Raw genomic sequence first — 22,052 nt, forward strand, 5'->3', positions numbered from 1 at the left:
GTCAGAGCGGGTCGCCGAGGGGGCCGTACTCCTCCTCCAGGACGTCGGCCCAGTGGGCGGCGAAGTCCGGCTGCGTGCCGTCCGCTTCGGTGAAGCCGTACTCCTTGTAGAGCCCCCAGGTGGCCAGGGCGCGGCCGGTCTTGGCCATGACGCCGGGGTCGGCCGCCAGGGCGGCGACGGCCCGTCCCAGATACGCCGGGGTCTCGGAGTGGGCGAAGTGCGGGTCCTTCGCCACCGCGTCCCGCCAGTTGGCCTCGGTCACGCCGAAGTGCTCCAGCATGGCCTCCGAACGCAGGAACCCCGGCGTGACGGCGACGGCCGCCACGCCGTACGGCTTGAGCTCCGCCGCCTGGGCCACGGCGAGGCGGATCACCGTGGACTTGGCGATGTCGTAGAAGAACGAGCCGCGATAGCGGGCGGTGTTGCCGTCGGTGACCTCCACGACCAGGCCGCTCCGGCGGGCGACCATGAGCGGCAGCGCGAACCGGCTCGTGACGATGTGGGTCTCCACGGCCCGGCGCAGCAGCCGCAGACCGGTGTCGAGTTCCTGCTCCCACAGGGGATGCTCCCAGTCGGTCAGCGCGTCGCCGCCCCACACCGAGTTGACCAGGACGTCGAGCCGCCCGTCCTGCTCGGCGGCGATCCGGTCGACCAGGGCGCGCACCTCCCCGGGATCGCCGTGGTCGGCGCGCACGGCGATGCCGGTGCCGCCGGCCGCGGTGACGCGCGCCGCGGTCTCCTCGATGGTCTCGGGGCGGTTCAGGTCGGAGCGGCCGGCCGTGCTGCTGCGCCCGGTGACGTAGACCGTGGCGCCCGCGGCCCCGAGCTCGACGGCGATGCCGCGTCCGCCGCCCCGCGTGCCTCCCGCGACCAGGGCGACCTTCCCGGCGAGCGGCCGGCTGTCGTTCATGACATCTCCTTCGAAGGGGTGTGGGGCGAAAGGAGAAAGGTGATTGCCCTCCGGAGCCGCTCCGGCAGCGTGTCCCGCCGGTCGAGGGCCCACGTCAGGCCGGTGCCGGCGATCAGCGCCTGGACGGACTCGGCCAGTGCGGCGGTGTCGGTGCCGGCCCGCAGCTCCCCCTCGGCGACCGCCTCGTCGAGCAGGGCCAGGATCGCCCCTCGCTGCGCCTCGTGGACGACCAGGGCGTGCTCGTGCAGCTGTGGATCGGTGAGGTCCATGCACAGGAACGCCAGGTGGTTGGCGAAGCGCTCCGGAGTGTCCATGAGGGCCATCGACTCCTCGGCGAGCGCCGCCAGCGCCGCCAGGGGGGAAGCCCACCCCTGCCGCAGCCGCTCGTGGTGTGCTTCGGCGTCGTGCGCCGACTGCCTCGCAAGCGCCACGAGCAGCCCGCGCTTGGACCCGAAGCGCTGCACGAGAGTGCCGGGCACGAGCCCCACCTCGTCGGCGACGGCGGCGAGGGTCAGCCCCGCGGGACCCACCCGGCCGATCACCTCGGCCGCCGCGCGCAGAATCACCGAATCGTCCACCCCGCGGGGACGTCCTGCCACCGGCTCTCTCCCATTCATAAATGACTGTTCATTTATTAATACAGCCGTCCGGGCTATTCTGGCAAACCCGACACGGCATGATCCCGGCGGATCAGGGCAGTCCGCTCGTTCGTGAGCGGGACTACGTACGGTGAAACCATGAATGATTCCGGGCCCGGGCTGCCCCGGCCGGGCCGGTCGATGCGGGAGCGGACGTCCGCGCTGCTCACCGGTGCACTCGGCAGCGCGATCCTGATGATCGTGCTCATCTCGGTGATGTGGGCCGTCGAGATCGTCGACTACATGGAAAACGGCCGGCTCGACAGGTACGGCATCGTCGCCCACGAGCCGGACGGCCTGCCCGGGATCCTGTTCGCGCCGTTCCTGCACGCCGGGTTCAGCCATCTGATGGCGAACTCGCTGCCCCTGCTGATCCTGGGGTTCCTGGCCGCCATCCGGGGGATCGGCAGGTTCCTCGCGGCCAGCCTGGTCATCATCGTGGTCAGCGGGCTGGGTGTGTGGTTCACCAGCCCGCCGGACACACTGACGATCGGCGCGAGCGGCCTCGTCTTCGGATATTTCGGTTATGTCGTGGCCCGGGGCCTCTTCGACCGCCGGGCCCTCGACATCGTGCTCGGCGTCGTGGTCGCTGTGCTGTACTACTCGATCCTGTGGGGGGCCCTGCCCACCCAGCCGGGCGTCTCCTGGCAGGGCCACCTGTTCGGGCTCATCGGCGGCGTGATCGCCGCGTGGCTGCTACGCCGCAAGAAGGCCGTGACGGCCTGACCCGCTAACGCCTCAGGAGCCGGGAGGCGGGGTGGCGTTCCCGACCTCGAACGCCGTGGGGTCGTCGACGACCCGGCACGGCTTCACGGGCCCTTCGGTCAGCCGGCCGGAGAACTGCCAGGCGACTCCCGGATGGCCGGGATCCGGCTCCACCGGATTCTCGTTGACCTGAATCAGGACGATCTGCCCCGGCTTGATGAACTCGGGATCGATGGTGATGCCGTTCTTCGGCCGGATGGCCTTGCTTGAGGCGAGCTTCTCCGACACCCGCCGAATGTGCGCCTGGACGGCCGGGTCCTTGCTCTCCAGCTCCTTCTTCGTGAAGGAGGTGCGGTCACCCGCGACGAAAGGAGCGCGCCCGTCGGCGCACCTCTTGCCCAGCGGCAGATAGGTGATGTCGGCGTGCACGCCCATCTTCGCCAGGTCCCGCTCGACCTGGTCCGGGTCCCTGAACTCGTTGATCTTGAGATTGATCGAGCCGTCCGGGTTCTTCGTCAGCGCGTACGCCGGGGTCTGCTGCCCGATCACGAGCGGTACGGCGACGGCCGCCGCGGCGGCGGCGATCGCGGCGCCGGCCAGGACGCGGGTCCGGACGCTCCGGCGCCTCGGTGCGTGCGCCCGGACCTCCCGTGCGGCGATCTCCGTCCTGAGTTCCGCGAGCAGCCTGTCCTCGAAAGTGTCGTTCACTTCGTTCCTCCGATCAGTTCCATGACTCCTGGGAAGCGCCGGACCTGCCGCCGGGCGCGGTGCAGCCTGACCCGCGCGGTGCCCTGCCTGATGCCGAGCGCGGCGGCGGCCTCGGCGGGGCTGAGCCCGTCGACGGCCACGAGTTCCAGCAGCGCGCGGTCGCCGTCCGGCAGATCGGCCATCGCCTCCAGCGCCAGACGGGCCGGCGACTCGGCGTCGACGCGTTCCTCCAGCCGGGCGATGTCGTCGGCGTCGAGCAGGCGGCGGCCGGCGATCCTGCTGGTGGCGCGTAACTCCCTCGCCGTACGGCGGCGCTGCGCCAGCACGGTGTTGCGGGCCACGCCGTACAGCCAGGCGATCTCGCTGCCCCTGTCCGGGCGGTAGGTGTGCGCGGAATCCAGCACGGCGAGGAACACCTCGGCCGTGAGGTCGGCGACGGTGTGCGGATCGTCCGCCCGCCTGGCCAGGAACCGCGTCACGGCGTCGACATGCCGCCGGTAGAAGGCCTCGAATGCGTCGGGATCACGGGCGAAGCCCGCCGGACCCGTCTTTTCACGGCGCACCGGCGCTCCCCTCGGTTGTGTGACAAACACATCTCTGCTTGGACGGAGCGCCACACACCGTTACAGGACCGGAAAAACGAAAAAGCCGACGGCCCGGAGACCGTCGGCGAGATCGGCGGCCGCCCGGAAGGCGGCCGCCGTGAGAACCGCTAGAGACGCTCGACCACGTAGTCGACGCAGGAGGTCAGCGCCTCGACGTCGGCGGGGTCGATCGCCGGGAACATCGCGATCCGCAGCTGGTTGCGGCCGAGCTTGCGGTAGGGCTCGGTGTCCACGATGCCGTTGGCCCGCAGCACCTTCGCGACCGCCGCGGCGTCCACCGCGTCGTCGAAGTCGATCGTCCCGACGACGTTGGAGCGCTGCGCCGGGTCGGCCACGAACGGCGTGGTGTACGACGTCTTCTCGGCCCAGGTGTACAGGCGCGAGGCGGAGTCGGCCGACCGGGCGGTGGTCCACGCGAGGCCGCCCTGGGCGTTCATCCAGTCGATCTGGTCGGCCAGCAGGAACAGCGTGGCGACCGCCGGGGTGTTGTACGTCTGGTCCTTGACCGAGTTGTCGATCGCGGTCGGCAGGCTGAAGAACTCGGGGACGAACCGGCCGCTCTCGGCGATCTCCGTCACCCGGGCCAGCGCCTTGGGCGAGAACAGCGCGATCCACAGGCCGCCGTCGGAGGCGAAGCTCTTCTGCGGGGCGAAGTAGTAGACGTCGAACTCGTCGGCGGAGACCGGCAGGCCGCCGGCGCCGCTGGTGGCGTCCACCAGCACGAGCGACTCGTCGTCCACGACGCGCTTGATCGGCATCGCGACGCCGGTCGAGGTCTCGTTGTGAGTGAGCGCGTAGACGTCCACGCCCTCCTCGGCGACCGGCAGCGGGTGGCTGCCCGGCTCCGACTTGATCACCGACGGGTCGGCGAGCCAGGGAGCCTTCTTCGCGACCGTCGCGAACTTCGAGGAGAACTCCCCGAAGTTCAGGTGCTGCGACTTCTCCCGGATCAGCCCGAAGGACGCGATGTCCCAGAAGGCCGTGGTGCCGCCGTTGCCCAGCACGACCTCGTACCCCTCGGGGAGGGAGAACAGGTCGGTGAGCCCGGCGCGAACGCGGGCGACGAGGTTCTTCACCGGCTTCTGCCGGTGGGAGGTGCCCATCACCTTCGCCCCGGCGTCGGCGAGAGCGGCGAGCTGCTCGGAGCGTACCTTCGAGGGCCCGCAGCCGAAGCGGCCGTCGGCGGGCTTGATGTCAGCGGGAATCACGATGTCAGCCACGGTTCAAGCGTAGTGAGAGCTGCGGATGCTCTAGACCACGGTCCGGATCGTGAGACATCATGGTCGAGTTTTAAGATCACGCACCACGTCAAGAATGGACTCCGCCCCCGGGAGACAACCGCGTGGCCGACCCGCACACCGTCATCGAGGCCCTGGTCCGCAGGCCGTTCTTCTGGCGCTCCGACCGTCCCCTGCCCCTCGTCCTCGTCGTCGGCCGCGACGGCGGCGCGTTCGACACGGCCCGCCGCCTCGCCACGCCCTTCGAGGACTCCCTGCCGCAGGCGACGGTCAGGGCGGGGGAGTTCGACACGCTGCGCGACCTCGTCGAGGCGCTGGCGGGGGAGCGCGGGCAGCTCGGCAAGCCCGTCGGCGGCTCGTTCCTGCCGCCGCCGCGATTCCCGCTCGTCCAGTTCGTGCTGTGGGCGCGGCGCCAGCGCGAGGAGCCGCCCCCCGGGGAGCCCGCCGACGCGCCGGGCCGGACCTGGCCGCCCGACCCCCAGTCGCGTACGGGCCAGGAGGCGTTCAAGGAGCGGCTCAAGGACTGGCGCAGGGGCAGGTACGGCGGGGACCGGGGGCGCAGGACCGCGGCGGACTTCATCGGCCGCGCGGCCACCACCTGGGTGCCGGTGGGCACGCTCGCCGCCTGGGGGCTCGGCGGCGCGTCCGACCTGGTCGGCCTGATCCCGTGGGCGCTCGGTGTGCTCGTCGCCGTCGTCGGCACGCTGATCCAGGCCATGCTCTCGATCCGGGGATCGCTGTTCAACGGCTGGTTCAGGAAGCAGCCGTACCTGACCAGGAAACCATTCGAGCGCATGGCGAAGTACGCGCTGCGCATCGCCGACGCGAGCGAGGCGGAGGTCGAGAGGCTGCTCGTCCACGCGCTGTGCCGGGACCTGCGCCAGGCGTACCAGAAGTGGGTCATCCCCTGGCCGAGCTGGGGGCGCGGCCTGTACGCGATGCTGGTCCTCGACGCGCGGTGGTCCGGCGACGTCAACGAGCGGTTCCTGCGCACCTTGGAGGAGACGGTCGAGGAGACCGGGCTGCTGCCGCCGCTGCTGGTGCTGGCGGCGGTGCCCGAGTCGTTCGCCCCGGGCCCCCGGCCGGTCACCGGGGGCCGGCTGGCGGAGCTGCCCTCGCTGGTCGCGGCGTGGCGTACGGCGGCGCGGCGGCGGGTGCCGCCGCTGCGGCTGATGGTCAGCGCGCCCGCGGTCCCTCCGGACGACGACCACCGGCCGCGTCTGCTGGGCAGCCGCATGCGGGCGGTGGGGTACTGGTGCTTGATGGCGCTGCTGGTCATCGGTCCTGTCGTCCTGCTCGGACGCATCCAGCAGGACCGCAACGCGCACTGCGGCGGCCTGTCCTGGGTCGAGCGCGACGGCAGGGAGTGCGTCGGCGTCGTCAACGCCGACGGGCCCGCCCCGGACGGGATCTTCTCGTCCGGCGACATAACGAAGCTCGTGGCCCGGATCGACCGTAACAACGCCCTGGCCAGGGAGGCCGGGACATTCGTGAGCGTGGTGCTGTTCGGCGAGTACTCCGTGGCGCAGGACCAGAACGACAGCGCGTTCGTCGGGGCCCGGGCGGAGCTCACGGCCGTGGAGGAGTACCAGCGCGGCGTCTCCGGCGCCCCCCGCCTCCAGGTGCTCGTCGCCAACGCCGGGACGAACTTCCGCCAGGGGCGGCGTACGGCGGAGCTGGTCAGCGAGATGGCCGCCGAGGACCCCCGGGTGCTCGGGGTGATCGGCTTCCAGCGCAGCGTCCGCGGCGTCGAGGAGGCCATGCGGACGCTGCACACGGCGAAGATCCCGATGCTGGTGACCACCGCGACCGCCGACCGGCTCGGATACCTGCCGGACGACCCCTCCCGGGCCGGGTCCGGCGGCTACCCCTCGCCGTACGTGTTCCGTCTCGGGCCGTCGAACCAGCGGCAGGCGCGGCTGGCCGCCAGGTTCGCCCGCCACCGGCTCCTCGGCGGTGTGCGCAAGCCGTCCGCCGTGGTCGTCCAGGACCGGACGGACGACGACAACTACACGAACAACCTCGCCGACGACTACGCGGACGAGGCCGCCGCGGTGGGGATCACGGTCGGCGACCGCGTCGCGTACCAGGACCGGGGGACGGGCATGGACCTGGCGGTGAGCCGGGCCTGCGCCCACGGGCCCGACCTGCTTCTCTACGCGGGGCGCGCGGCCGACTTCCTCGACTTCCTCCGCTACGTCGAGGGCAAGGACTGCGGCAAGGAGCCGATCAGGGTTCTCGCGGGCGACGACGTCATCAAGGCGGTGGCCAACCGCGGCGCGGAGATCGGCGACTACCGGCGTGTCCAGGTCTACTACGCGGCGCTTGCGAGCCGCGAGCTGTGGCGCGACGGCGCCGTGGCGCCGACGGGCTTCGTGCAGGGCCTGCTGAGCGGCCGGCACCCGAAGGAGTCCGACGACAATCTCATCCTCAGTTACGACGCCGCCAAGCTGTTCTACGAGCGCGTCAACGCGGCCTACCGGGGCGGTCCGCCCAGCAGGGGGGATCTGCTCTACCAGATCTCCCTCGTCTCACCGCGCGACAGGTGGAACGGCTCGAGCGGGGTGATCTCCTTCGGTGCCGCCGCCCACGAGCCCGAGGACAAGACCATCGCGATCATGAAGGTGACCGGCTCGGGCAGGTCCGAGGTCGCCTACCGCTGCGGGCGCCTGGCGACCACCGAGCCCGAGGGCGGCGAGGAGAAGAACAGCGAGGAGAAGATCTGCCCGGATCTCGACGGAGACGACAGGGAGCGCGCGGCCCGGAACGCTCCGGCCGCGATCCCGTCCGCGGGCCCGTCCACGCTCTCGCTCCGGGACGCCGCCGGCCCCGGCCGGTGACGCGGAACATCCGGTTCACGCGGAAACGGCCCGCCCCGGAAGGGACGGGCCGTCAAGGGCGCTGACGGCGCACCGGCGGTGCTGTCCATGGTGCGCGGGCGGGCCCGGCGGCCTCTCGGAGCCTGTGGCACACCGCAGGGCCGCGATCCCGGCGCGGACGCTCAGACCTTGCCGACGACCTCGGCGGCGCCGGGCACCTCGTTGATGGAGCGCTGCTTCGGGCCCACGTAGTCGGCGCTGGGGCGGACCAGCCTGCCCGTGCGCTTCTGCTCCAGGATGTGGGCGGCCCAGCCGGCGGTCCGGGCGCAGGTGAACATCGAGGTGAACATGTTCGACGGCACCTCGGCGAAGTCGAGGACCACCGCGGCCCAGTACTCCACGTTGGTCGCGAGGACCCGGTCCGGCTTGCGGGCGTGCAGCTCCTCCAGCGCGGCGGTCTCCAGCGCGGCGGCGACCTCGTAGCGGGGCGCGCCCAGTTCCTTGGCCGTACGGCGCAGCACGCGGGCGCGCGGGTCCTCGGCCCGGTAGACCCGGTGGCCGAAGCCCATGAGCCGCTGGCCCTTGTCCAGCTCGCTCTGGACGTACTTGCGGGCGTCACCCATCTTCTCGACGCCCTCGATCATGTGCAGCACCCGCGCCGGCGCGCCGCCGTGCAGCGGGCCGGACATCGCGCCGACCGCGCCCGACAGGGCGGCCGCCACGTCGGCGCCGGTGGAGGCGATGACACGGGCGGTGAACGTCGAGGCGTTCATGCCGTGCTCCGCGGCCGACGTCCAGTACGCGTCGATGGCCTTCACGTGCTTGGGATCGGGCTCACCGCGCCAGCGGACCATGAAGCGCTCGACGATGCTCTCGGCCTCGTCGACGCGCTTTTGCGGAACCATCGGCAGCCCCAGGCCGCGGGCCGACTGCGCGACGAACGACAGGGCGGTCACCGAGGCGCGTGCGAGATCGTCGCGGGCCTGGTCGTCGTCGATGTCGAGCAGGGGCCGGAAGCCGTAGGACGGCGCCAGCATGGCCAGCGCGCTCTGTACGTCTACTCGGATGTCGCCGGAATGGACGGGAAGTGGGTACGGCTCCGCCGGGGGCAGGCCCGGCTGGAACGAGTTGTCGACGAGCAGGCCCCAGACGTGTCCATAGGAGACGTTGCCCACGAGCTCTTCGATGTCGACGCCCCGGTATCGCAGGGCGCCCCCTTCTTTGTCCGGTTCCGCGATCTCGGTCTCGAACGCCACCACGCCTTCGAGCCCGGGTTTGAAGTCGGACATTCTCGGCCGCCTCCCTCTCTTGTGAAGTCCAGAGCCTTGATGTCGAGATACCGGCGGGTCAATTTAACCCTCAACGCCCGACTGTCGCGCCCCCGGCCCTACCGAACGGGGTTCCCCCTGGTGGGGGGCACCGAGCGAGACGTACGCCGAACACGCGAGAATACCTTTCCGTGGACAGCGCTTCGCACCTCCCCGGCCTCCGGCACAGCTACGAGGGTGAGCCCCTGCTCGAATCCGGCATGGCCACCGACCCGGTGACGCAGTTCGCACTGTGGTTCGCGGACGCCGTCGGCGCGGGCCTGCCCGAACCGAACGCCATGGTCGTCGCCACCAGCTCCGCCGGTGGCCGTCCCTCCGCCCGAACGGTCCTCCTCAAGGGGTTCGACGAGCGCGGGTTCGTCTTCTTCACCAACTACGAGTCTCGCAAGGGCCGCGACCTCGGCGAGAACCCGAGGGCCTGCCTGCTGTTCCCGTGGCATCCCATCAGGCGGCAGGTCCGCGTGGAGGGCTCCGTCGTACGGCTCCCGCGCGAGGACAGCGCCGCCTACTTCCACTCTCGCCCGTACGGCTCGCGCGTCGGCGCGTGGGCCTCCCGTCAGTCGGCGGTGGTGGAGTCGAGGGAGCAGCTCGACGCCAGGTTCCGTGAGCTGGCCGCACGCTGGCCGCAGGACCCGCCGCTGCCGGACTTCTGGGGCGGCTTCCGGGTGGTGCCCGCGGAGGTCGAGTTCTGGCAGGGCCAGACCGACCGCATGCACGACCGGCTCCGCTACCGGCGCACCGGCGACGCCTGGACGCTGGAGCGCCTCGCCCCCTGAGGTCCCGCTCCCCGATGGCGTCAGGGCAGCCCGGCAGCGACCTTGAGGTCGGCGAGGAAGCCGGAGTACGCCTCGTCCCGGTCGGGCGAACGGAGGATCGCCGAGGGGTGGATCGTCGCCACGTAGTACGCCCCCTCGTGCCGGGGGACCGGCTCTCCCCGATGCCTGGTCACGCGGAAGTCCGGGCCCAGCAGGGCCCGGGCGGCCGTGGCCCCCAGCACCACGGTGACCTCCGGGTCCACCAGGCGCATCTCGGCCTCGAGCCAGGGGCGGCAGGCGTTGATCTCCCCCACTGAGGGCTTCCGGTGGATCCTGCGTTTGCCGCGGGGCTCGTATTTGAAGTGCTTGACCGCGTTGGTCACGTACACCGCCTCGCGCTCGATGCCGGCCTCCTCGAGCGCCCTGTCCAGCAGGCGCCCCGCGGGCCCGACGAACGGCGCGCCCTCGCGGTCCTCCTGGTCGCCCGGCTGCTCGCCGACCAGCATGAACCGCGCGTCGGGGACGCCCTCGCCGAAGACCGTCTGCGTGGCGGCGCGGTAGAGGTCGCAGCCCTCGCAGTGCCGCGCGGCATCCCTGAGCGCGGGCAGGCTGATATCCGCCGGAAGGAATCGCTGGGCCCCGATGTTTCCCATCCTGGGTCGCTTCCCCAATAGGGTCGGCTGCGAACGCGGGGGAGGTCGTAGCATCGTTGTAACACTGGTGGAGGAGCCTAAGCCTTGACCGCACATGGCCTGATCGATACGACGGAGATGTACCTCCGCACGATCTTCGAGCTCGAAGAAGAAGGCATCGTGCCGCTCCGCGCCCGCATCGCCGAGCGCCTGCAGCAGAGCGGTCCGACTGTCAGTCAGACAGTGGCGCGCATGGAACGCGACGGCCTGGTGAAGGTCGAGGGGGACAGGCACCTCAGCATGACGGAGCTGGGCCGCACGCTGGCCATCCGCGTGATGCGCAAACACCGTCTCGCGGAGTGCCTGTTGACCCAGGTGATCGGCATGCCGTGGGAGGAGGTCCACATCGAGGCGTGCCGCTGGGAGCACGTGATGTCGGAGTCGGTGGAGAGCCGGCTCGTGAGTCTCCTCAAGAACCCACGGGTGTGCCCGCACGGCAACCCGATCCCCGGTCTCGACGAGCTCGGGGTGCCGCAGTCCGGTTCGGCCGGGGATGAGACGGTGTCCCCCATGGTGACCCTCGCGGGACAGGCCCCCGTGCCCGTTGTAGTGCGCCGAATCAGCGAACAAGTGCAAAGCGACCCGGCCGTGATGCTTAAACTCAAGCAAGTTGGGATACAACCCGGACGCGAGGTGACGCTCGCGGCGAGTGACAACGGTGTAACGGTGACTGGTGATGGTGAGGTGGGAACCACGACCGCGGACCTTCCGAGGGACGTCGCCTCACACGTTTTTGTCACCAGACGATGACGGAATGAGTTGTGCCTGGTTGAATCCCCTAGGGAGTCCTTTCATTTCTCGCGACCCAGCCTTCGCAGGAGCGCCCGTGCCCGGCATAGCGAACCCACCTCGTCAAGGGACGGTCGTGGCATGAGGCGATGGGGAGATCTGTCACAGGACGCCGACGACCATCTCTCCGCCGGTTCCGTGCTCGACCACGCGGAGATGGCCGTGGTCGTGACCGATCGCTTCAGCAACGTCCTGTACTGGAACCCCTTCGCGGAGCAGTTGTTCGGCCGCGTCGGGACGTCTCCGGGCAAGGAGTCGCTGCACACCCTCGGGATCTCGGAGAAGGACCACCCGCTCACGGCCGAGCTGGCCAAGCACGTGCTGCGCGGTGGCGTGTGGGAGGGCACGTTCGACGTGGTCCGCGGCGACGGCACGACGATCTACGTGCGCGCGCAGGCCGTGCCGCTGCGGCACCCTTCCGGCTCCGTGAGCGGCATCGTGATCACCGCACGCGAGGCGATGCGCAGCAACGAGCGTGAGAAGGACCGCTTCGGCCTGCTCGAGCGGATCGGCGAGCGGCTCGCCGGCTCCCTGTACGTCGAGGAGACGCTCAACCGGGTCGCGGAGATGCTCGTACCGCAGTTCGCCGACCACTGCTTCATCGAACTGAACGAGGGCGACCGCCTGGTGCGCAAGGTCTCCACGCACGTGAACGGCTGGACGCCGCCGCCGGACACGTGGCGGCCGGTCGGCGCGGAGATCAGATACCCCCTCGGGCACTACGCCGAGACCGCCCTGCGCCGCCAGGAGACGATCCTCATCGAGGACTTCTCGCAGGTCAGCTACCCGGCGACGAGCGAGGGCGCGGCCCGGCTGTGCGGCGAGATCGGCATGACCTCGGCCATCGTCGCCCCGCTGTGCGTGCGTGGCGAGACGCTCGGCCTGATGTACCTCGGCCTGTCGAACCTGACGAACCGGCGCTCGCCCCACTACGACACCTTCGACCGCGACTTCGTCGGCGCCATCGCGACCCGCGTCGCGCTCGCCGTCGACAACGCGCTGCTGTTCGAGGAGGAGCGGCACACCGCCGAGTCGTTCCAGAAGCACCTGCTCCCGCGGCAGCCGCTGCCCACGCTCGACGGCCTGGAGATCGCCGTCCGCTACTACCCGGCCGCCCCGCTGGCCTCCCACGGCCAGGGCATCCAGACCCAGGTGGGCGGCGACTGGTACGACGTGATCCCGCTGTCGGCCGGGCGCGTCGGCATCGTGATCGGCGACGTCGAGGGCCGGGGGGCCAAGGCGGCGGCGGTCATGGGGCAGCTCAGAGCCGCGTTGCGGGCCTTCGCCCAGGACGACAAACCGCCCGCCGACATCCTCGCCCGCCTGGACGAGTGGACCAGGATCGTCGCCGCGCCCGAGCACGACGACTTCGGCGCCGACATCACCAACCCGCCGATCGTCACCTGCCAATACATGGTGTACGACGCGTGGTCGAGGCAGCTGTCGTTCGCCAACGCCGGGCACGCGCCGCCGCTGATGATCGTGGACGGCGAGGCCAGGGACCTGGACATCACCGAGGTCGGCCAGCCGCTGGGGGTGCGGGCCAAGGGCATGCACGCCGACCTGGTCTACAAGGAGGAGACGAGGGTGCTGCCGCCCGGCGCGACCCTGCTTCTCTACACCGACGGCCTGATCGACCGCAGGCCGCCGCGCGACTCCGCCACGGGCGTCCCGGACGACGACGAGGCGCTGGACATTCTGCGGGAGAAGCTGGCCAAGGCGTCGGGGGAGTCCGTCGAGCGCATCGCCGACCTGGCCACGGTGGCCGTCCCCGGCGAGATCGACGACGACATGGCCATTCTCGTCGTCCGCTCGGCCGGTGCGGAGCTGCAGTCCCAGGAACGGACGTTCCCGGCTCAGCCGATCATGGTGAGCGAGGCGCGGCGGATGGCGTCCGAGGCGTTCGCCGGATGGCAGGTGCCCGAGGAACGCGCGGAGCTGGCCTGCCTGCTCGTCTCCGAGGTCGTGACCAACGTGGTCCTGCACGCCGCCAGCGCCAGCGTGCCGCGTCGCGAGCTGGTGCTCGACGGGCCGCCGCTGCCGTTCGACGAGTCGTGGGACGTGCCGGGCTTCGAAGAGGAGATCGCGGGCGACAAGGAGTTCACCCTGCGACTGCGCAGGGGCGCGGAGTCCGTCTGGGTCGAGGTCTTCGACCAGGATCTGCGCCTGCCCCGCATCCGCAGTGCGGGGGAGAACGACGAGGGCGGCCGTGGCCTCTACCTCGTCGACCAGCTCGCGCGACGCTGGGGCTCCCGCCCGACCCGCGAGGGCAAAGCGGTCTGGTTCGAGATCCCCACCGGCGGTCGTTAGGCCGTGACGCGTCCCCGGATGCGGGGCGCGTCACGGTCAGTTCTTCTGCTTGATGCAGCTGTATCCGGCCGGGCGTTCGGGCTCGAGCGTCACCTGCCGCAGCACGGTCGCGTCGATGGAGATGCGGAAGGTCTCCTGGTGCGCGCAGTCGTACACCGCGTACGCGCCCTCGCGTTCGCCGAGCAGCAGCACCTCCACTCCGCCGCGCAGCACCTTGCCGCTTTCGCGGTCGTTGAGCACCACCCACTGGTCCTGGAAACCCACCATCGACAGGAGCATGCTGGCGGGCCTGCCCTTCTCGGCGACGGCGAGCGCGTCGCTCTCCATCTGTCCCATCAGTGCGAAGCCCAGCCCGATGCCGGTGAACGCGGCCACCACGATCTTCATGCCCGCGCGACCGGCCGGACGCCGCCGCAGCAGCCGGAACGGCACGAGGAAGGCCAGGGCGCCGATCACCGCCGCGGTGATCACGATGCCGGCCAGCGACGCGCCCTCGCCCAGCCCGAGATAGCCGAGGAAGCCCCAGTAGCTCGCCCCGCACCACAGCGCGCCGGCGGTCGCGGCGGCCCACGGGCGCACGCGTACGGCCTGGGCCAGACGGAACAGGTGGCCGAGGGTGGCCTTGTCGAGCAGCCAGACGACCGCCACGACGACGCCCGCGAGCAGCGCGCCGCCGATGATGAGCAGGATCAGCGTCCCCACCAGGCGGCCGAACATGGTGGCCTGGTCGATGCCCGCCTGCTCGGGGCTGATGTTGAAGATGCCGTACACCTGCTGGATGCCGAGATAGAGCAGCGCGTAGAGGGCGATGCCGATGGGCACCACGACTGATCCGCTACGTTCCAGCAAGTCGATGACGCCGGCTCTCGCGTCCGGCTCCGGCGGGTCGGCGAGGCCGGTGTGTTCCTCCGGCGTGACGATAGTCATTTATCGGTTCATTTCGTCTTCAACCAATGCGACGGAACATGATTGCAGCCCGCGCGGACGAGCATGCACCGAATCCGCCTCAACGGACGGGGGCGGACGCGACGCGCTGCGCGCTTCTTTCCGGCCGTCCCCGGTGCTTGACTCGGACACATGGAGCTCGCCCACGACCGCCGCGGCAGCGGGCCGCCGCTGGTCCTCCTCCACGGCATCGGTCACCACCGGCACGGCTGGCTGCCGGTCCTCGACCTGCTCGCCGAGCGGCACGACGTCATCGCGGTGGACCTGCCCGGCTTCGGAGAGTCCCCGCCGCTGCCGTACGGCACGCCGTACAACGTGGAGACGCTGGGGCGGGCGGTGCGGGAGTTCTGGACCGGGCTCGGCCTGAGCCGGCCACACATCGCGGGCAACTCGCTGGGCGGATACATCGCGCTCGACCTCGCGTCCGCCGCCGACGTCCGCACGGCCGTCGCGTTGTCCCCCGCCGGGTTCTGGTCGCGGGCGGAATACGCGTACGCGCGGGCCGTGCTGCGGCTGATGCGGCTGGCGGTGCGGGCGGACGGGCTGCCCACGCTCGCGGCCGGTACGGACGAGGGGAAGGCCCTGGCGGCGGGCCTGATCGTGGCCCGTCCGCAGCGGCTTTCCGGCGAGGCCGTGCGCGTGGCGGTCACGGCGCTGCGTGACTGCGTGGGGTTCGAGGAGACGCTGGACTCGCTGGCGTGGGTCGCGCCGCCCGCGCCGCCCAAGGTGCCGGTCACGATCGCCTGGGGCGAGCGCGACCGGCTGCTGCCGCGCCGCCAGGCCGTACGGGCGGCGCGGTGGGCGGGGCAACGGACGTTGCTGCTGCGGGGCTGTGGTCACGTGCCGATGAGCGACGACCCGGAGCTGGTCGCGCGGGTGATTCTCGAACGCAGCGGTGATGCCCCGTAGTCCCCGGCAGCGGGACCGATTGCGCCGACGGGCACGCGGAGGCGGGGATACCCACGCATACTGATCAGTGTGGACACCGGACTCATCCTTCTGGTCTTCCTGGCGTTCCTGTTCGCGTGGCTGCTGAACAAGGTGCGCCGGTTCTTCCGGCTGAGCCCGATGGCCTACGGGGGCGTGGTGATCGTGTTCGTGGTGGCCATGCTGCTGATCTGGGGACAGCAGCACCACTGAGGCATCAGAAGCCGAAGGACCGGCCGATGATCTCCTTCATGATCTCCGTGGTGCCGCCGTAGATCGTCTGCACGCGGCTGTCGAGCCAGGCCTTGGCCACCGGATACTCCAGCATGTAGCCGTAGCCGCCGTGGAGCTGGACGCACCGGTCGACGACTTTGTTCTGCAGCTCGGTCGTCCACCACTTGGCCTTGGCCGCGTCCACCGCCGTCAGCTCCTTGGCGTTGAGCGCCCGTGCGCACTTGTCCACGTAGTGGCGGGCGATCTCCACCTCCGTGGCCAGTTCGGCCAGCAGGAACCGGGTGTTCTGGAACTTGCCGATGCTCCGGCCGAAGGCCGTACGGTTGCGGCAGTACTCGATCGTCTGCTCCAGCACCGTCTCCGCCGCGGCCACGGCCGCCACCGCGATCGACAGCCGTTCCTGCGGCAGGTTGTTCATGAGCTGGAAGAAGCCCTGTCCTTCCTCGCCGCCCAGGAGGTTGGCCACCGGCACCCGGACGTTCTCGAAGAACAGCTCGGCGGTGTCCTGCGCGTGCATGCCGACCTTCTCCAGGTTGCGGCCGCGGGTGAAGCCCTCCATGCCGCGCTCCACCACCAGCAGCGAGGTGCCGCGCGCACCCGCGGAAGGGTCGGTCTTGGTCACGACCACGACGAGGTCGGAGTTGATGCCGTTGGTGATGAAGGTCTTCTGCCCGTTCACCACATAGTGGTCGCCCTCGCGGACGGCGATGGTGCGGATGCCCTGCAGATCGCTGCCGGCCCCCGGCTCGGTCATGCCGATGGCCGTGATCAGCTCGCCGGACGCGAAGCCGGGCAGCCAGCGCTGCTTCTGTTCGTCGTCGGTGAGGTCGACCAGGTAGGGCGCCATGATGTCGTTGTGCAGGCCGAACCCCAGGCCGGTCGCGCCGGCGCGGACGACCTCCTCGACGATCACCATGTTGTAGCGGAAGTCGGTGATCCCGGAGCCGCCGTACTCCTCGGGTACGGAGAAACCGAACATGCCCAGCTCGCCCGCCTTCTTCCACACCTCGCGGGGGACGATGCCGTCCTTCTCCCACTGTGCGTGGTGGGGGACGACCTCGCGGGCTATGAACTCACGGACGGTCTCGCGGAAGAGGTCGTGCTCCTCGTCGAAGAGGTCTCGCCGCATCGGGTACGCCTTCCGGCTCAGGGTCTGTTGGCGGCACCAGAATACGATTCTGGTGCTCCTCGGGTCGATCGGCTGCAACCTGTACGGAGTGTCACAACTCCGAAACCATTGCGATAACGGCCCCTTTGACCGCTTCCGTACCCCCTAAGATCTACCTTCGGTTTGCTATAGGCCCGCTGGGGCGGACCTGTGATCGGAGTGTGCGGTGAATCGGTGGAGAGCTGGTCTTCCTAGGGCCATGGCCGCCCTGGCCCTCGGCCTGGCAGGTACGGCGACGGTCGTCACGTCGTCGTCGACGGCGAGTGCCGCTACCGCAGATCTCGTCGTGGATTACGCCTGTACACAGGGCGTGGCCGAGTCCGGCTCGAAGACTGTGAATCTCCGGACGAAGCTCACCGTCCCCACCACGTTGAACGTCGGCGATCCCCTCAACGTCGAGTGGAAGCTGAACTACAAGGACGCGACGCGGTTGGGAGCGCCCGCGCGGCTGCCCGACGGCGGCCGCATCGAGGTGACCGGGCGGGTCAACCTCAGCGGTGCCTGGATCGGGCAGCTGCAGCCGAAGGGATCCGTGGACCAGCCGGGCGCCATGATCAAGGGCACTCCGCTCAAGCTGCCTGACGGCATCGCGGACTTCGCCTACACGGACCGGGAGGGCACTCTCACGGTCAAGCCCGGCAGGTTGTTCATCGACTTCCGTCCTCCCGCCTCCGAGGTCATGGTCAACGACGACGACTTGGCGATCACTTATGGCCCTGGCTGGGAAGATCTCAACGATCAGCCGAGCCAGAACAAGGACTACCACCTCGACCTGCACAGGACCACGGCCAAAGACGCCTGGGCATCGCTGACCTTCACGGGCACCGGGATCGACTACATCGCCCAGAAGGACCAGCGCGCCGGAGAGATCGACATCGCCGTCGACGGTCAGCCCGGCACTCCGCCGCGAATCGACCCTTCGAAGAACGACGACGGCACGGTGGTCAACGACGCCAACAAGGGTGGGCAGACCCTGTGGAGGTTCCGCGGCCTGAAGTTCGGCGAACACACGATCACCATCAAGAATGTCGAGGACGGCAAGTGGGGCCAGCTCGACGCCTTCCGTGTGATCACGCGGGAGCTGGCCAACCCGCCGCAGGAGTACCGCGCGACCTGCGAGATCGTCAGCGCGCCGGTCGCCGTGCAGGTGAAGATCGGCGGCGGTGACGACAACCCCCCGCCGACCAGCCCGTCGCCGGACAGCTCGCCGGACGCGTCGCCTCCGGTGAGCCCGTCGGCCAGCCCTTCCGCCAGTGCTTCGGTCAGTCCGTCCGGTGGGAACCCGGGTGACGAGTCGCCCTCGCCGTCGCCTTCACCGTCGACCTCCCCCTCGGTGTCTCCCTCGGCCAGCCCGTCACCGGCTGCGGCGGCGACACAGAACTACGTCGTGACGGCGGTGGTCACGCAGGGCAGCCCGTCTCCGACGGCGACGAAGACGGTGACACTGACCGCGACTCCGTCCGTGGCCCAGGTGGCGGTCACTCCGCAAGGCGGCGCGCAGACCGGTGAGGCTCCGGAGCGCATGTCCTCTTCGGGCATGCTGCTGATCGGCTCGGGTGGTGCGCTGTTGTTGATCGGCATGCTCAGTGGGGTGGCACTGCTCCGGCGCAGGGCGGCGCACTCGGGCGAGCGGGGCTGAGGAGGATGACGATGAACGACACTCCCAACGGCGGGGCTCCGGAACAGGGCGGCACCGCGAACGACGTCGAGAACGACGCCAAGAAGACGCGCAAGCCGCTGCCGCAGCCGGTTCTCGCGACCCTGCTCGTGGCCGGGTCGTTCGGCGGCATCGCGGCCGTCATGGCCGGGATGCTCGCCGTGCTGAGCCCCTCGGACTCGCAGGAGACCGGGCTGGCCGCGGGCACACAGGTGAACGTCCAGGACGCGGGCAACGTGGCCTTCCTGCCGCCGACCGTGGGCCCGGGCGGACCTGGCGTGCCGCTCACGGCCGCGGACCCGACCGCGCCGCCGCCGCTGCCCGCGCTGCAGCCGATCGCCCCGCTGACCCTCACGAGCGCGGCCTCGTCGTCCTCGACGCCGCTGTCGTCCTCGTCGTCCGCCGCGAAGAAGACGACGACCAAGAAGGTCACCGGCAGGCCCCTCAAGATCAGCATCCCGGCGATCGGCGTGAAGGCCGTCGTGGGCTCGGTCGGCGTGGCGAAGTCCGGCGAGATCCAGACGCCTCCGCTGAGCAAGCCGAACCTCACCGGCTGGTACCGCCTCGGGCCGGCCCCCGGCGACCAGGGGCCGTCGATCATCCTCGGGCACGTGAACACCCGCAAGGGCGCCGCCGTCTTCAGCCGGCTGCGTGAGCTCAAGCGCGGCAACAAGATCGCCGTCCTGCGCGCGGACGGCAAGATGGCGATCTTCACGGTGGACGGAATCGAGCAGGTCAGCAAGTCGACGTTCCCGACGAAGCGGGTCTACGGCAACACGATCACGTCCTCGCTGCGCCTGATCACCTGCGGCGGGGTCTACAACGCCAAGCAGCACCACTACACCGACAACATCATCGTCTACGCGACCCTGACGGAGACCAAGGGCAAGTGATCGGGAGGTGGTCAGTTCACGCTGATCACCTCTTCGCCCTTCTGCGCCTCGCGCTCGGGCGGATCGTGCGGCTTGCGCCGTACGGCCGTCCGGGCCACGCGCTGCACCGGCAACGTGCCCGCCATCACCGCCATGGCCACGAGCGCCACGAGCGGTCGTCGCTTTTCCGCCTCCGCTCTCCCCACTGTGAGAGGGCGATGAAGGTTCCCTGAGAATTTCCTGACATTAGGCCCCACTGGTTATGCCCGTGGTCAACTCCTGGGAGACTGTTGGTCCACGTGTACGGACTGTGGTGGCAGGAGAGACGTCGTGCCCGACCCCAGCGCCCGGCGCAGAAGTGCCCGGCGTCGCATCGCGGCCCGGTCGGCAGCGGGAGCGACGGTCGCACTGGCCCTGATGACCTGGCCGGTGCTTGCGGCGAGTCAGACCACGACCGTGCCGTATTCCTGCGTTCCGGCGGGCGGAAGCGCCGCGACCTACCCCGTGAGCGTGACTCTGGTCGCGCCGGACAACCCGGTGGTGAACAGCCCGGCGGTCGTCACCTGGCAGCTCGCCCCCGCCTCGCCGTCACCGGACCAGAGCTCCATGGTGGTGCCGGCCACGGGCATCGCGGCGAACGACGTCCTGGTCGCCGAGGGCCTGATGGAGGCGAGCGGTGCTCCCGTCGTGAGCGAGTCCGCCACTCCCAGCGAATCGCCGACCCCCACGCCGACCCCCACGCCGTCCCCCTCGGCGTCGCCGTCCGTCTCGCCCACGCCGTCCCCCTCCGCGTCGCCGTCCGTCTCGCCCACGCCCTCCCCTTCGGCGTCGCCGTCCCCCGATGAGGGGGAATCGGCCGGAGAGACGGATTCTCCGGCGGTCGCGGACACCTCCCCCTCGCCGTCCCCGAGCGCCTCGCCGTCTCCCAGCGCGTCACCGTCTCCGAGCGCGTCACCGTCTCCGAGCCCGACGCCCTCGACCGGCGAGACGGGCTCGTCCACGGACGACACGACGACCGGCGCTCAGGAGGAGACCCCTTCGGCGATCACGCTGAGCCCAACCGCCTCCACGGCGGTCCCGTCGTCCCTCTCGCCGTCGGCCACGCTGTCGCCGATCCCGGAACTGCTCGTCACGCTGACTCCGACGGTGCAGGGCACGGTGGGGGTCGCGGCCGGAAACTTCACGCTGAGGCTGCGGCCGGCCGGGGACACCACCGGTACGGGCGAGGCGCTCTATACGTGCACACTGCCGGACTCCGCGCCCCGGGCGTCGCTCGCCTTCACCGTTTCCACATCCGATTCGTCGGGCACGACTCCCTCGGACGACGACGGAGGCGCGAGTCCGTCGCCCACTCCCGACGCGACGGCGTCTCCGGCCGCCACGGTCACGACGACCACCACGGCCACGGTCACCGCCTCAGCCGCCGCCACCGCCACGGCGACCACCACCGTGTCCACCACCGCGACGACCACGGTCTCCCGTACGGCGACCAAGCAGGTCAAGACGACGCCGCTCGGTGGCGCGCAGACCGGAGCCGGGGGCGACGCGGGCCCGGACGCCCGCCTCGTCGTGCTCACCGGCCTGGCGCTGATGGCCGCGGCGGCGGCCGGCGGACTGCTGCTGCGGCGTTTCGGCCCGAACCCCGGCTCCTACGGCAGGCGCTAGCGTCCGGGCGGTGCGGACGTTGCGGAAACGTGGGAGAGTTTTGAGAAGCGGAGGCGGTCTTGGGGTTTTTGTCCATAAAATCTCTACCTGAGCGTGACCGTATGCTGGCAAGCTGGTACGCCTGTTGACTGCGAGTATCGAAGTGGAGAGAAGTCAGTGCTGAAGTCAAAGGCGCGGGGCCGTGTCGCCGGAAGGGCCGCCGCGGCCGGAGTGGTCAGCGCGGGCCTTCTCCTGGGCCTGGGCGCGCTCGGCGCGCATGCCGACACGAAGACCGTGACATACACCTGCACACCGTCGACGACGGGCGGCACCGCCGTCAATCACGACTTCACCGTGTCGCTCACCTCGACCGGGACCGGCACCGTGTACACCGCGACCTTGAGCTTCACGCCGGTCACCACGTCGGCGTTCCCCGCTCCGGTGGCGATCGCGAACGGCGCGTCGATCGAGTTGCAGCCCAGCGTGGCGGCCTCGGTGCTGCCGGCCACCGCGACCGCGGGAGTCTCCACGCCCTCGCCGAGAGGCGCGGCGTTGACCTCGGCCGTCGCGGCCCAAGCGACGATGCCGCCGCTCCCCACGGCGACGCTGACCGTCACACCGTCGTCCGGGGCCACCTCGGTGGTGTTGACGGCGAAGGACTTCAAGATCAACATGATCGCGCCCGCCGGCACGGGCACGAACACCACCACGACGCCCACCACGCTGTACACCTGTGCGATCGCCACGACGGGTGCCAACACGGCGCCCGCGGTGGCGACGATTCCGGTGGCGAGTCCCTCGGCCTCCCCGTCCGCGTCCCCGAGCGCCAGCCCCAGTGCCAGTCCCAGCGCCTCCCCGAGCGTCTCGCCCACGCCCCGCAACACCCGGACGGTGTTCGAGACGGTCTTCGCGTCGCCCACGCCGTCCAAGAAGAAGACGAAATCCGTTCAGGTCGAGAACACCCCCGGGGGTGGCGCGGCCACCGGCGGCGGAGGTGACGCGGGCCCCGACGCCCGCCTCTTCGTCCTCACCGGCACCGCGCTGATGCTGGCGGCCGCGGCCGGCGGGCTCGTGCTGCGGACCCGCCGCCGCCCGGCGAGACAGTAAG

At 70.5% G+C, this 22,052-nt stretch carries 23 protein-coding genes; 11 read left to right on the forward strand and 12 right to left on the reverse strand.

The window, feature by feature from the left end; all coding sequences use genetic code 11:
• Position 1: 1 nt before the first annotated feature.
• Both ACQPZZ_RS05745 and ACQPZZ_RS05750 read right to left on the reverse strand, forming a co-directional pair.
• On the reverse strand, positions 2–910 hold the full coding sequence (locus ACQPZZ_RS05745) for an SDR family oxidoreductase (RefSeq protein ID WP_432929627.1): 909 nt from the start codon (positions 908–910) through the stop codon (positions 2–4).
• On the reverse strand, positions 907–1,509 hold the full coding sequence (locus tag ACQPZZ_RS05750; RefSeq protein ID WP_432929629.1) for a TetR/AcrR family transcriptional regulator: 603 nt from the start codon (positions 1,507–1,509) through the stop codon (positions 907–909). The genes ACQPZZ_RS05745 and ACQPZZ_RS05750 overlap by 4 nt, the downstream gene beginning before the upstream one ends.
• Before the next feature lie 138 nt (positions 1,510–1,647).
• On the opposite strand from ACQPZZ_RS05750, the gene ACQPZZ_RS05755 reads away from it, so the two are divergent.
• Positions 1,648–2,274, forward strand: coding sequence for a rhomboid family intramembrane serine protease (locus ACQPZZ_RS05755; protein WP_432929630.1), 627 nt, complete (start codon positions 1,648–1,650; stop codon positions 2,272–2,274).
• A 12-nt stretch (positions 2,275–2,286) separates the two neighbouring features.
• Here ACQPZZ_RS05755 and ACQPZZ_RS05760 read toward each other — a convergent pair whose 3' ends face one another.
• The 3 genes from ACQPZZ_RS05760 to serC form a co-directional block, all read right to left on the reverse strand.
• On the reverse strand, positions 2,287–2,961 hold the full coding sequence (locus tag ACQPZZ_RS05760) for a hypothetical protein (RefSeq protein ID WP_432929632.1): 675 nt from the start codon (positions 2,959–2,961) through the stop codon (positions 2,287–2,289).
• Complete coding sequence (locus tag ACQPZZ_RS05765) at positions 2,958–3,524, reverse strand: RNA polymerase sigma factor (protein WP_363641537.1); 567 nt, start codon at positions 3,522–3,524, stop codon at positions 2,958–2,960. Before ACQPZZ_RS05765 ends, ACQPZZ_RS05760 begins: the two co-directional genes overlap by 4 nt.
• 149 nt (positions 3,525–3,673) lie before the next feature.
• Positions 3,674–4,786, reverse strand: coding sequence for a phosphoserine transaminase (serC, locus tag ACQPZZ_RS05770; protein WP_432929634.1), 1,113 nt, complete (start codon positions 4,784–4,786; stop codon positions 3,674–3,676).
• Between the two features lie 122 nt (positions 4,787–4,908).
• Here serC and ACQPZZ_RS05775 point away from each other — a divergent pair, with 122 nt between their 5' ends.
• Complete coding sequence (locus ACQPZZ_RS05775) at positions 4,909–7,644, forward strand: ABC transporter substrate-binding protein (RefSeq protein ID WP_432929636.1); 2,736 nt, start codon at positions 4,909–4,911, stop codon at positions 7,642–7,644.
• Between the two features lie 161 nt (positions 7,645–7,805).
• On the opposite strand, the gene ACQPZZ_RS05780 is transcribed toward ACQPZZ_RS05775, so the two are convergent.
• Entirely contained in the window at positions 7,806–8,912 is a 1,107-nt protein-coding gene (locus tag ACQPZZ_RS05780; protein ID WP_363641531.1) for a citrate synthase 2, read from the reverse strand.
• 170 nt (positions 8,913–9,082) lie between these two features.
• On the opposite strand from ACQPZZ_RS05780, the gene pdxH reads away from it, so the two are divergent.
• A complete protein-coding gene (gene pdxH / locus ACQPZZ_RS05785; protein ID WP_363641529.1) occupies positions 9,083–9,727 on the forward strand; it encodes a pyridoxamine 5'-phosphate oxidase in 645 nt (214 codons plus the stop codon).
• A 20-nt stretch (positions 9,728–9,747) separates the two neighbouring features.
• Here the strand turns inward: pdxH and ACQPZZ_RS05790 are convergent, their stop codons facing one another.
• Complete coding sequence (locus tag ACQPZZ_RS05790; protein ID WP_432929639.1) at positions 9,748–10,359, reverse strand: UdgX family uracil-DNA binding protein; 612 nt, start codon at positions 10,357–10,359, stop codon at positions 9,748–9,750.
• 84 nt (positions 10,360–10,443) lie between these two features.
• Here ACQPZZ_RS05790 and ACQPZZ_RS05795 point away from each other — a divergent pair, with 84 nt between their 5' ends.
• Together ACQPZZ_RS05795 and ACQPZZ_RS05800 are read left to right on the forward strand one after the other, a co-directional pair.
• The gene (locus tag ACQPZZ_RS05795) at positions 10,444–11,148 is read left to right on the forward strand and encodes a metal-dependent transcriptional regulator (protein WP_432929641.1); all 705 of its coding nucleotides are present in this window, start codon (positions 10,444–10,446) and stop codon (positions 11,146–11,148) included.
• Between the two features lie 120 nt (positions 11,149–11,268).
• Positions 11,269–13,497 carry a SpoIIE family protein phosphatase gene (locus ACQPZZ_RS05800; protein ID WP_432929643.1) on the forward strand — a complete coding sequence of 743 codons (2,229 nt, stop codon included), beginning with the start codon at positions 11,269–11,271 and terminating at the stop codon, positions 13,495–13,497.
• Between the two features lie 36 nt (positions 13,498–13,533).
• On the opposite strand, the gene ACQPZZ_RS05805 is transcribed toward ACQPZZ_RS05800, so the two are convergent.
• Complete coding sequence (locus ACQPZZ_RS05805; RefSeq protein WP_432929645.1) at positions 13,534–14,424, reverse strand: hypothetical protein; 891 nt, start codon at positions 14,422–14,424, stop codon at positions 13,534–13,536.
• A gap of 150 nt (positions 14,425–14,574) precedes the next feature.
• Here ACQPZZ_RS05805 and ACQPZZ_RS05810 point away from each other — a divergent pair, with 150 nt between their 5' ends.
• Together ACQPZZ_RS05810 and ACQPZZ_RS05815 are read left to right on the forward strand one after the other, a co-directional pair.
• On the forward strand, positions 14,575–15,351 hold the full coding sequence (locus tag ACQPZZ_RS05810; protein WP_432929647.1) for an alpha/beta fold hydrolase: 777 nt from the start codon (positions 14,575–14,577) through the stop codon (positions 15,349–15,351).
• A gap of 69 nt (positions 15,352–15,420) precedes the next feature.
• Positions 15,421–15,582, forward strand: coding sequence for a hypothetical protein (locus tag ACQPZZ_RS05815; RefSeq protein ID WP_363641517.1), 162 nt, complete (start codon positions 15,421–15,423; stop codon positions 15,580–15,582).
• Between the two features lie 4 nt (positions 15,583–15,586).
• Here ACQPZZ_RS05815 and ACQPZZ_RS05820 read toward each other — a convergent pair whose 3' ends face one another.
• Entirely contained in the window at positions 15,587–16,732 is a 1,146-nt protein-coding gene (locus ACQPZZ_RS05820; RefSeq protein WP_432929649.1) for an acyl-CoA dehydrogenase family protein, read from the reverse strand.
• A gap of 238 nt (positions 16,733–16,970) precedes the next feature.
• Here ACQPZZ_RS05820 and ACQPZZ_RS05825 point away from each other — a divergent pair, with 238 nt between their 5' ends.
• Both ACQPZZ_RS05825 and ACQPZZ_RS05830 read left to right on the forward strand, forming a co-directional pair.
• Positions 16,971–18,410, forward strand: coding sequence for a hypothetical protein (locus ACQPZZ_RS05825; RefSeq protein ID WP_432929651.1), 1,440 nt, complete (start codon positions 16,971–16,973; stop codon positions 18,408–18,410).
• A gap of 11 nt (positions 18,411–18,421) precedes the next feature.
• Positions 18,422–19,321: a class F sortase gene (locus ACQPZZ_RS05830; RefSeq protein WP_432929654.1), complete on the forward strand. Its 900-nt coding sequence runs from the start codon at positions 18,422–18,424 to the stop codon at positions 19,319–19,321.
• Positions 19,322–19,332: 11 nt separating this feature from the next.
• Here the strand turns inward: ACQPZZ_RS05830 and ACQPZZ_RS05835 are convergent, their stop codons facing one another.
• Together ACQPZZ_RS05835 and ACQPZZ_RS05840 are read right to left on the reverse strand one after the other, a co-directional pair.
• On the reverse strand, positions 19,333–19,470 hold the full coding sequence (locus ACQPZZ_RS05835; RefSeq protein ID WP_432929656.1) for a hypothetical protein: 138 nt from the start codon (positions 19,468–19,470) through the stop codon (positions 19,333–19,335).
• A gap of 327 nt (positions 19,471–19,797) precedes the next feature.
• Positions 19,798–20,301, reverse strand: a complete 504-nt coding sequence (locus ACQPZZ_RS05840) for a hypothetical protein (protein WP_432929658.1) — start codon at positions 20,299–20,301, stop codon at positions 19,798–19,800.
• A gap of 145 nt (positions 20,302–20,446) precedes the next feature.
• Here ACQPZZ_RS05840 and ACQPZZ_RS05845 point away from each other — a divergent pair, with 145 nt between their 5' ends.
• Positions 20,447–20,965, forward strand: a complete 519-nt coding sequence (locus tag ACQPZZ_RS05845) for a hypothetical protein (protein ID WP_432929660.1) — start codon at positions 20,447–20,449, stop codon at positions 20,963–20,965.
• A gap of 320 nt (positions 20,966–21,285) precedes the next feature.
• Here the strand turns inward: ACQPZZ_RS05845 and ACQPZZ_RS05850 are convergent, their stop codons facing one another.
• Positions 21,286–21,864 carry a hypothetical protein gene (locus ACQPZZ_RS05850; protein WP_432929662.1) on the reverse strand — a complete coding sequence of 193 codons (579 nt, stop codon included), beginning with the start codon at positions 21,862–21,864 and terminating at the stop codon, positions 21,286–21,288.
• Here ACQPZZ_RS05850 and ACQPZZ_RS05855 point away from each other — a divergent pair.
• The gene (locus tag ACQPZZ_RS05855) at positions 21,836–22,051 is read left to right on the forward strand and encodes a hypothetical protein (RefSeq protein ID WP_363641502.1); all 216 of its coding nucleotides are present in this window, start codon (positions 21,836–21,838) and stop codon (positions 22,049–22,051) included. The two genes, ACQPZZ_RS05850 and ACQPZZ_RS05855, sit on opposite strands and share 29 nt — an antisense overlap.
• The last annotated feature ends 1 nt before the right edge of the window (position 22,052 follow it).

Source organism: Microbispora sp. CA-135349 (genome assembly GCF_050947365.1).
Classification (GTDB): Bacteria; Actinomycetota; Actinomycetes; order Streptosporangiales; family Streptosporangiaceae; genus Microbispora.

What these genes read in the sequence shown, in the direction of transcription:
- ACQPZZ_RS05745 (WP_432929627.1), bottom strand. Translation starts at nt 910, where the DNA reads ATGAACGACAGCCGGCCGCTCGCCGGGAAGGTCGCCCTGGTCGCGGGA.
- ACQPZZ_RS05755 (WP_432929630.1), top strand. Translation starts at nt 1,648, where the DNA reads ATGAATGATTCCGGGCCCGGGCTGCCCCGGCCGGGCCGGTCGATGCGG.
- ACQPZZ_RS05780 (WP_363641531.1), bottom strand. Translation starts at nt 8,912, where the DNA reads ATGTCCGACTTCAAACCCGGGCTCGAAGGCGTGGTGGCGTTCGAGACC.
- ACQPZZ_RS05790 (WP_432929639.1), bottom strand. Translation starts at nt 10,359, where the DNA reads ATGGGAAACATCGGGGCCCAGCGATTCCTTCCGGCGGATATCAGCCTG.
- ACQPZZ_RS05800 (WP_432929643.1), top strand. Translation starts at nt 11,269, where the DNA reads ATGAGGCGATGGGGAGATCTGTCACAGGACGCCGACGACCATCTCTCC.
- ACQPZZ_RS05805 (WP_432929645.1), bottom strand. Translation starts at nt 14,424, where the DNA reads ATGACTATCGTCACGCCGGAGGAACACACCGGCCTCGCCGACCCGCCG.
- ACQPZZ_RS05810 (WP_432929647.1), top strand. Translation starts at nt 14,575, where the DNA reads ATGGAGCTCGCCCACGACCGCCGCGGCAGCGGGCCGCCGCTGGTCCTC.
- ACQPZZ_RS05820 (WP_432929649.1), bottom strand. Translation starts at nt 16,732, where the DNA reads ATGCGGCGAGACCTCTTCGACGAGGAGCACGACCTCTTCCGCGAGACC.
- ACQPZZ_RS05825 (WP_432929651.1), top strand. Translation starts at nt 16,971, where the DNA reads ATGGCCGCCCTGGCCCTCGGCCTGGCAGGTACGGCGACGGTCGTCACG.
- ACQPZZ_RS05830 (WP_432929654.1), top strand. Translation starts at nt 18,422, where the DNA reads ATGAACGACACTCCCAACGGCGGGGCTCCGGAACAGGGCGGCACCGCG.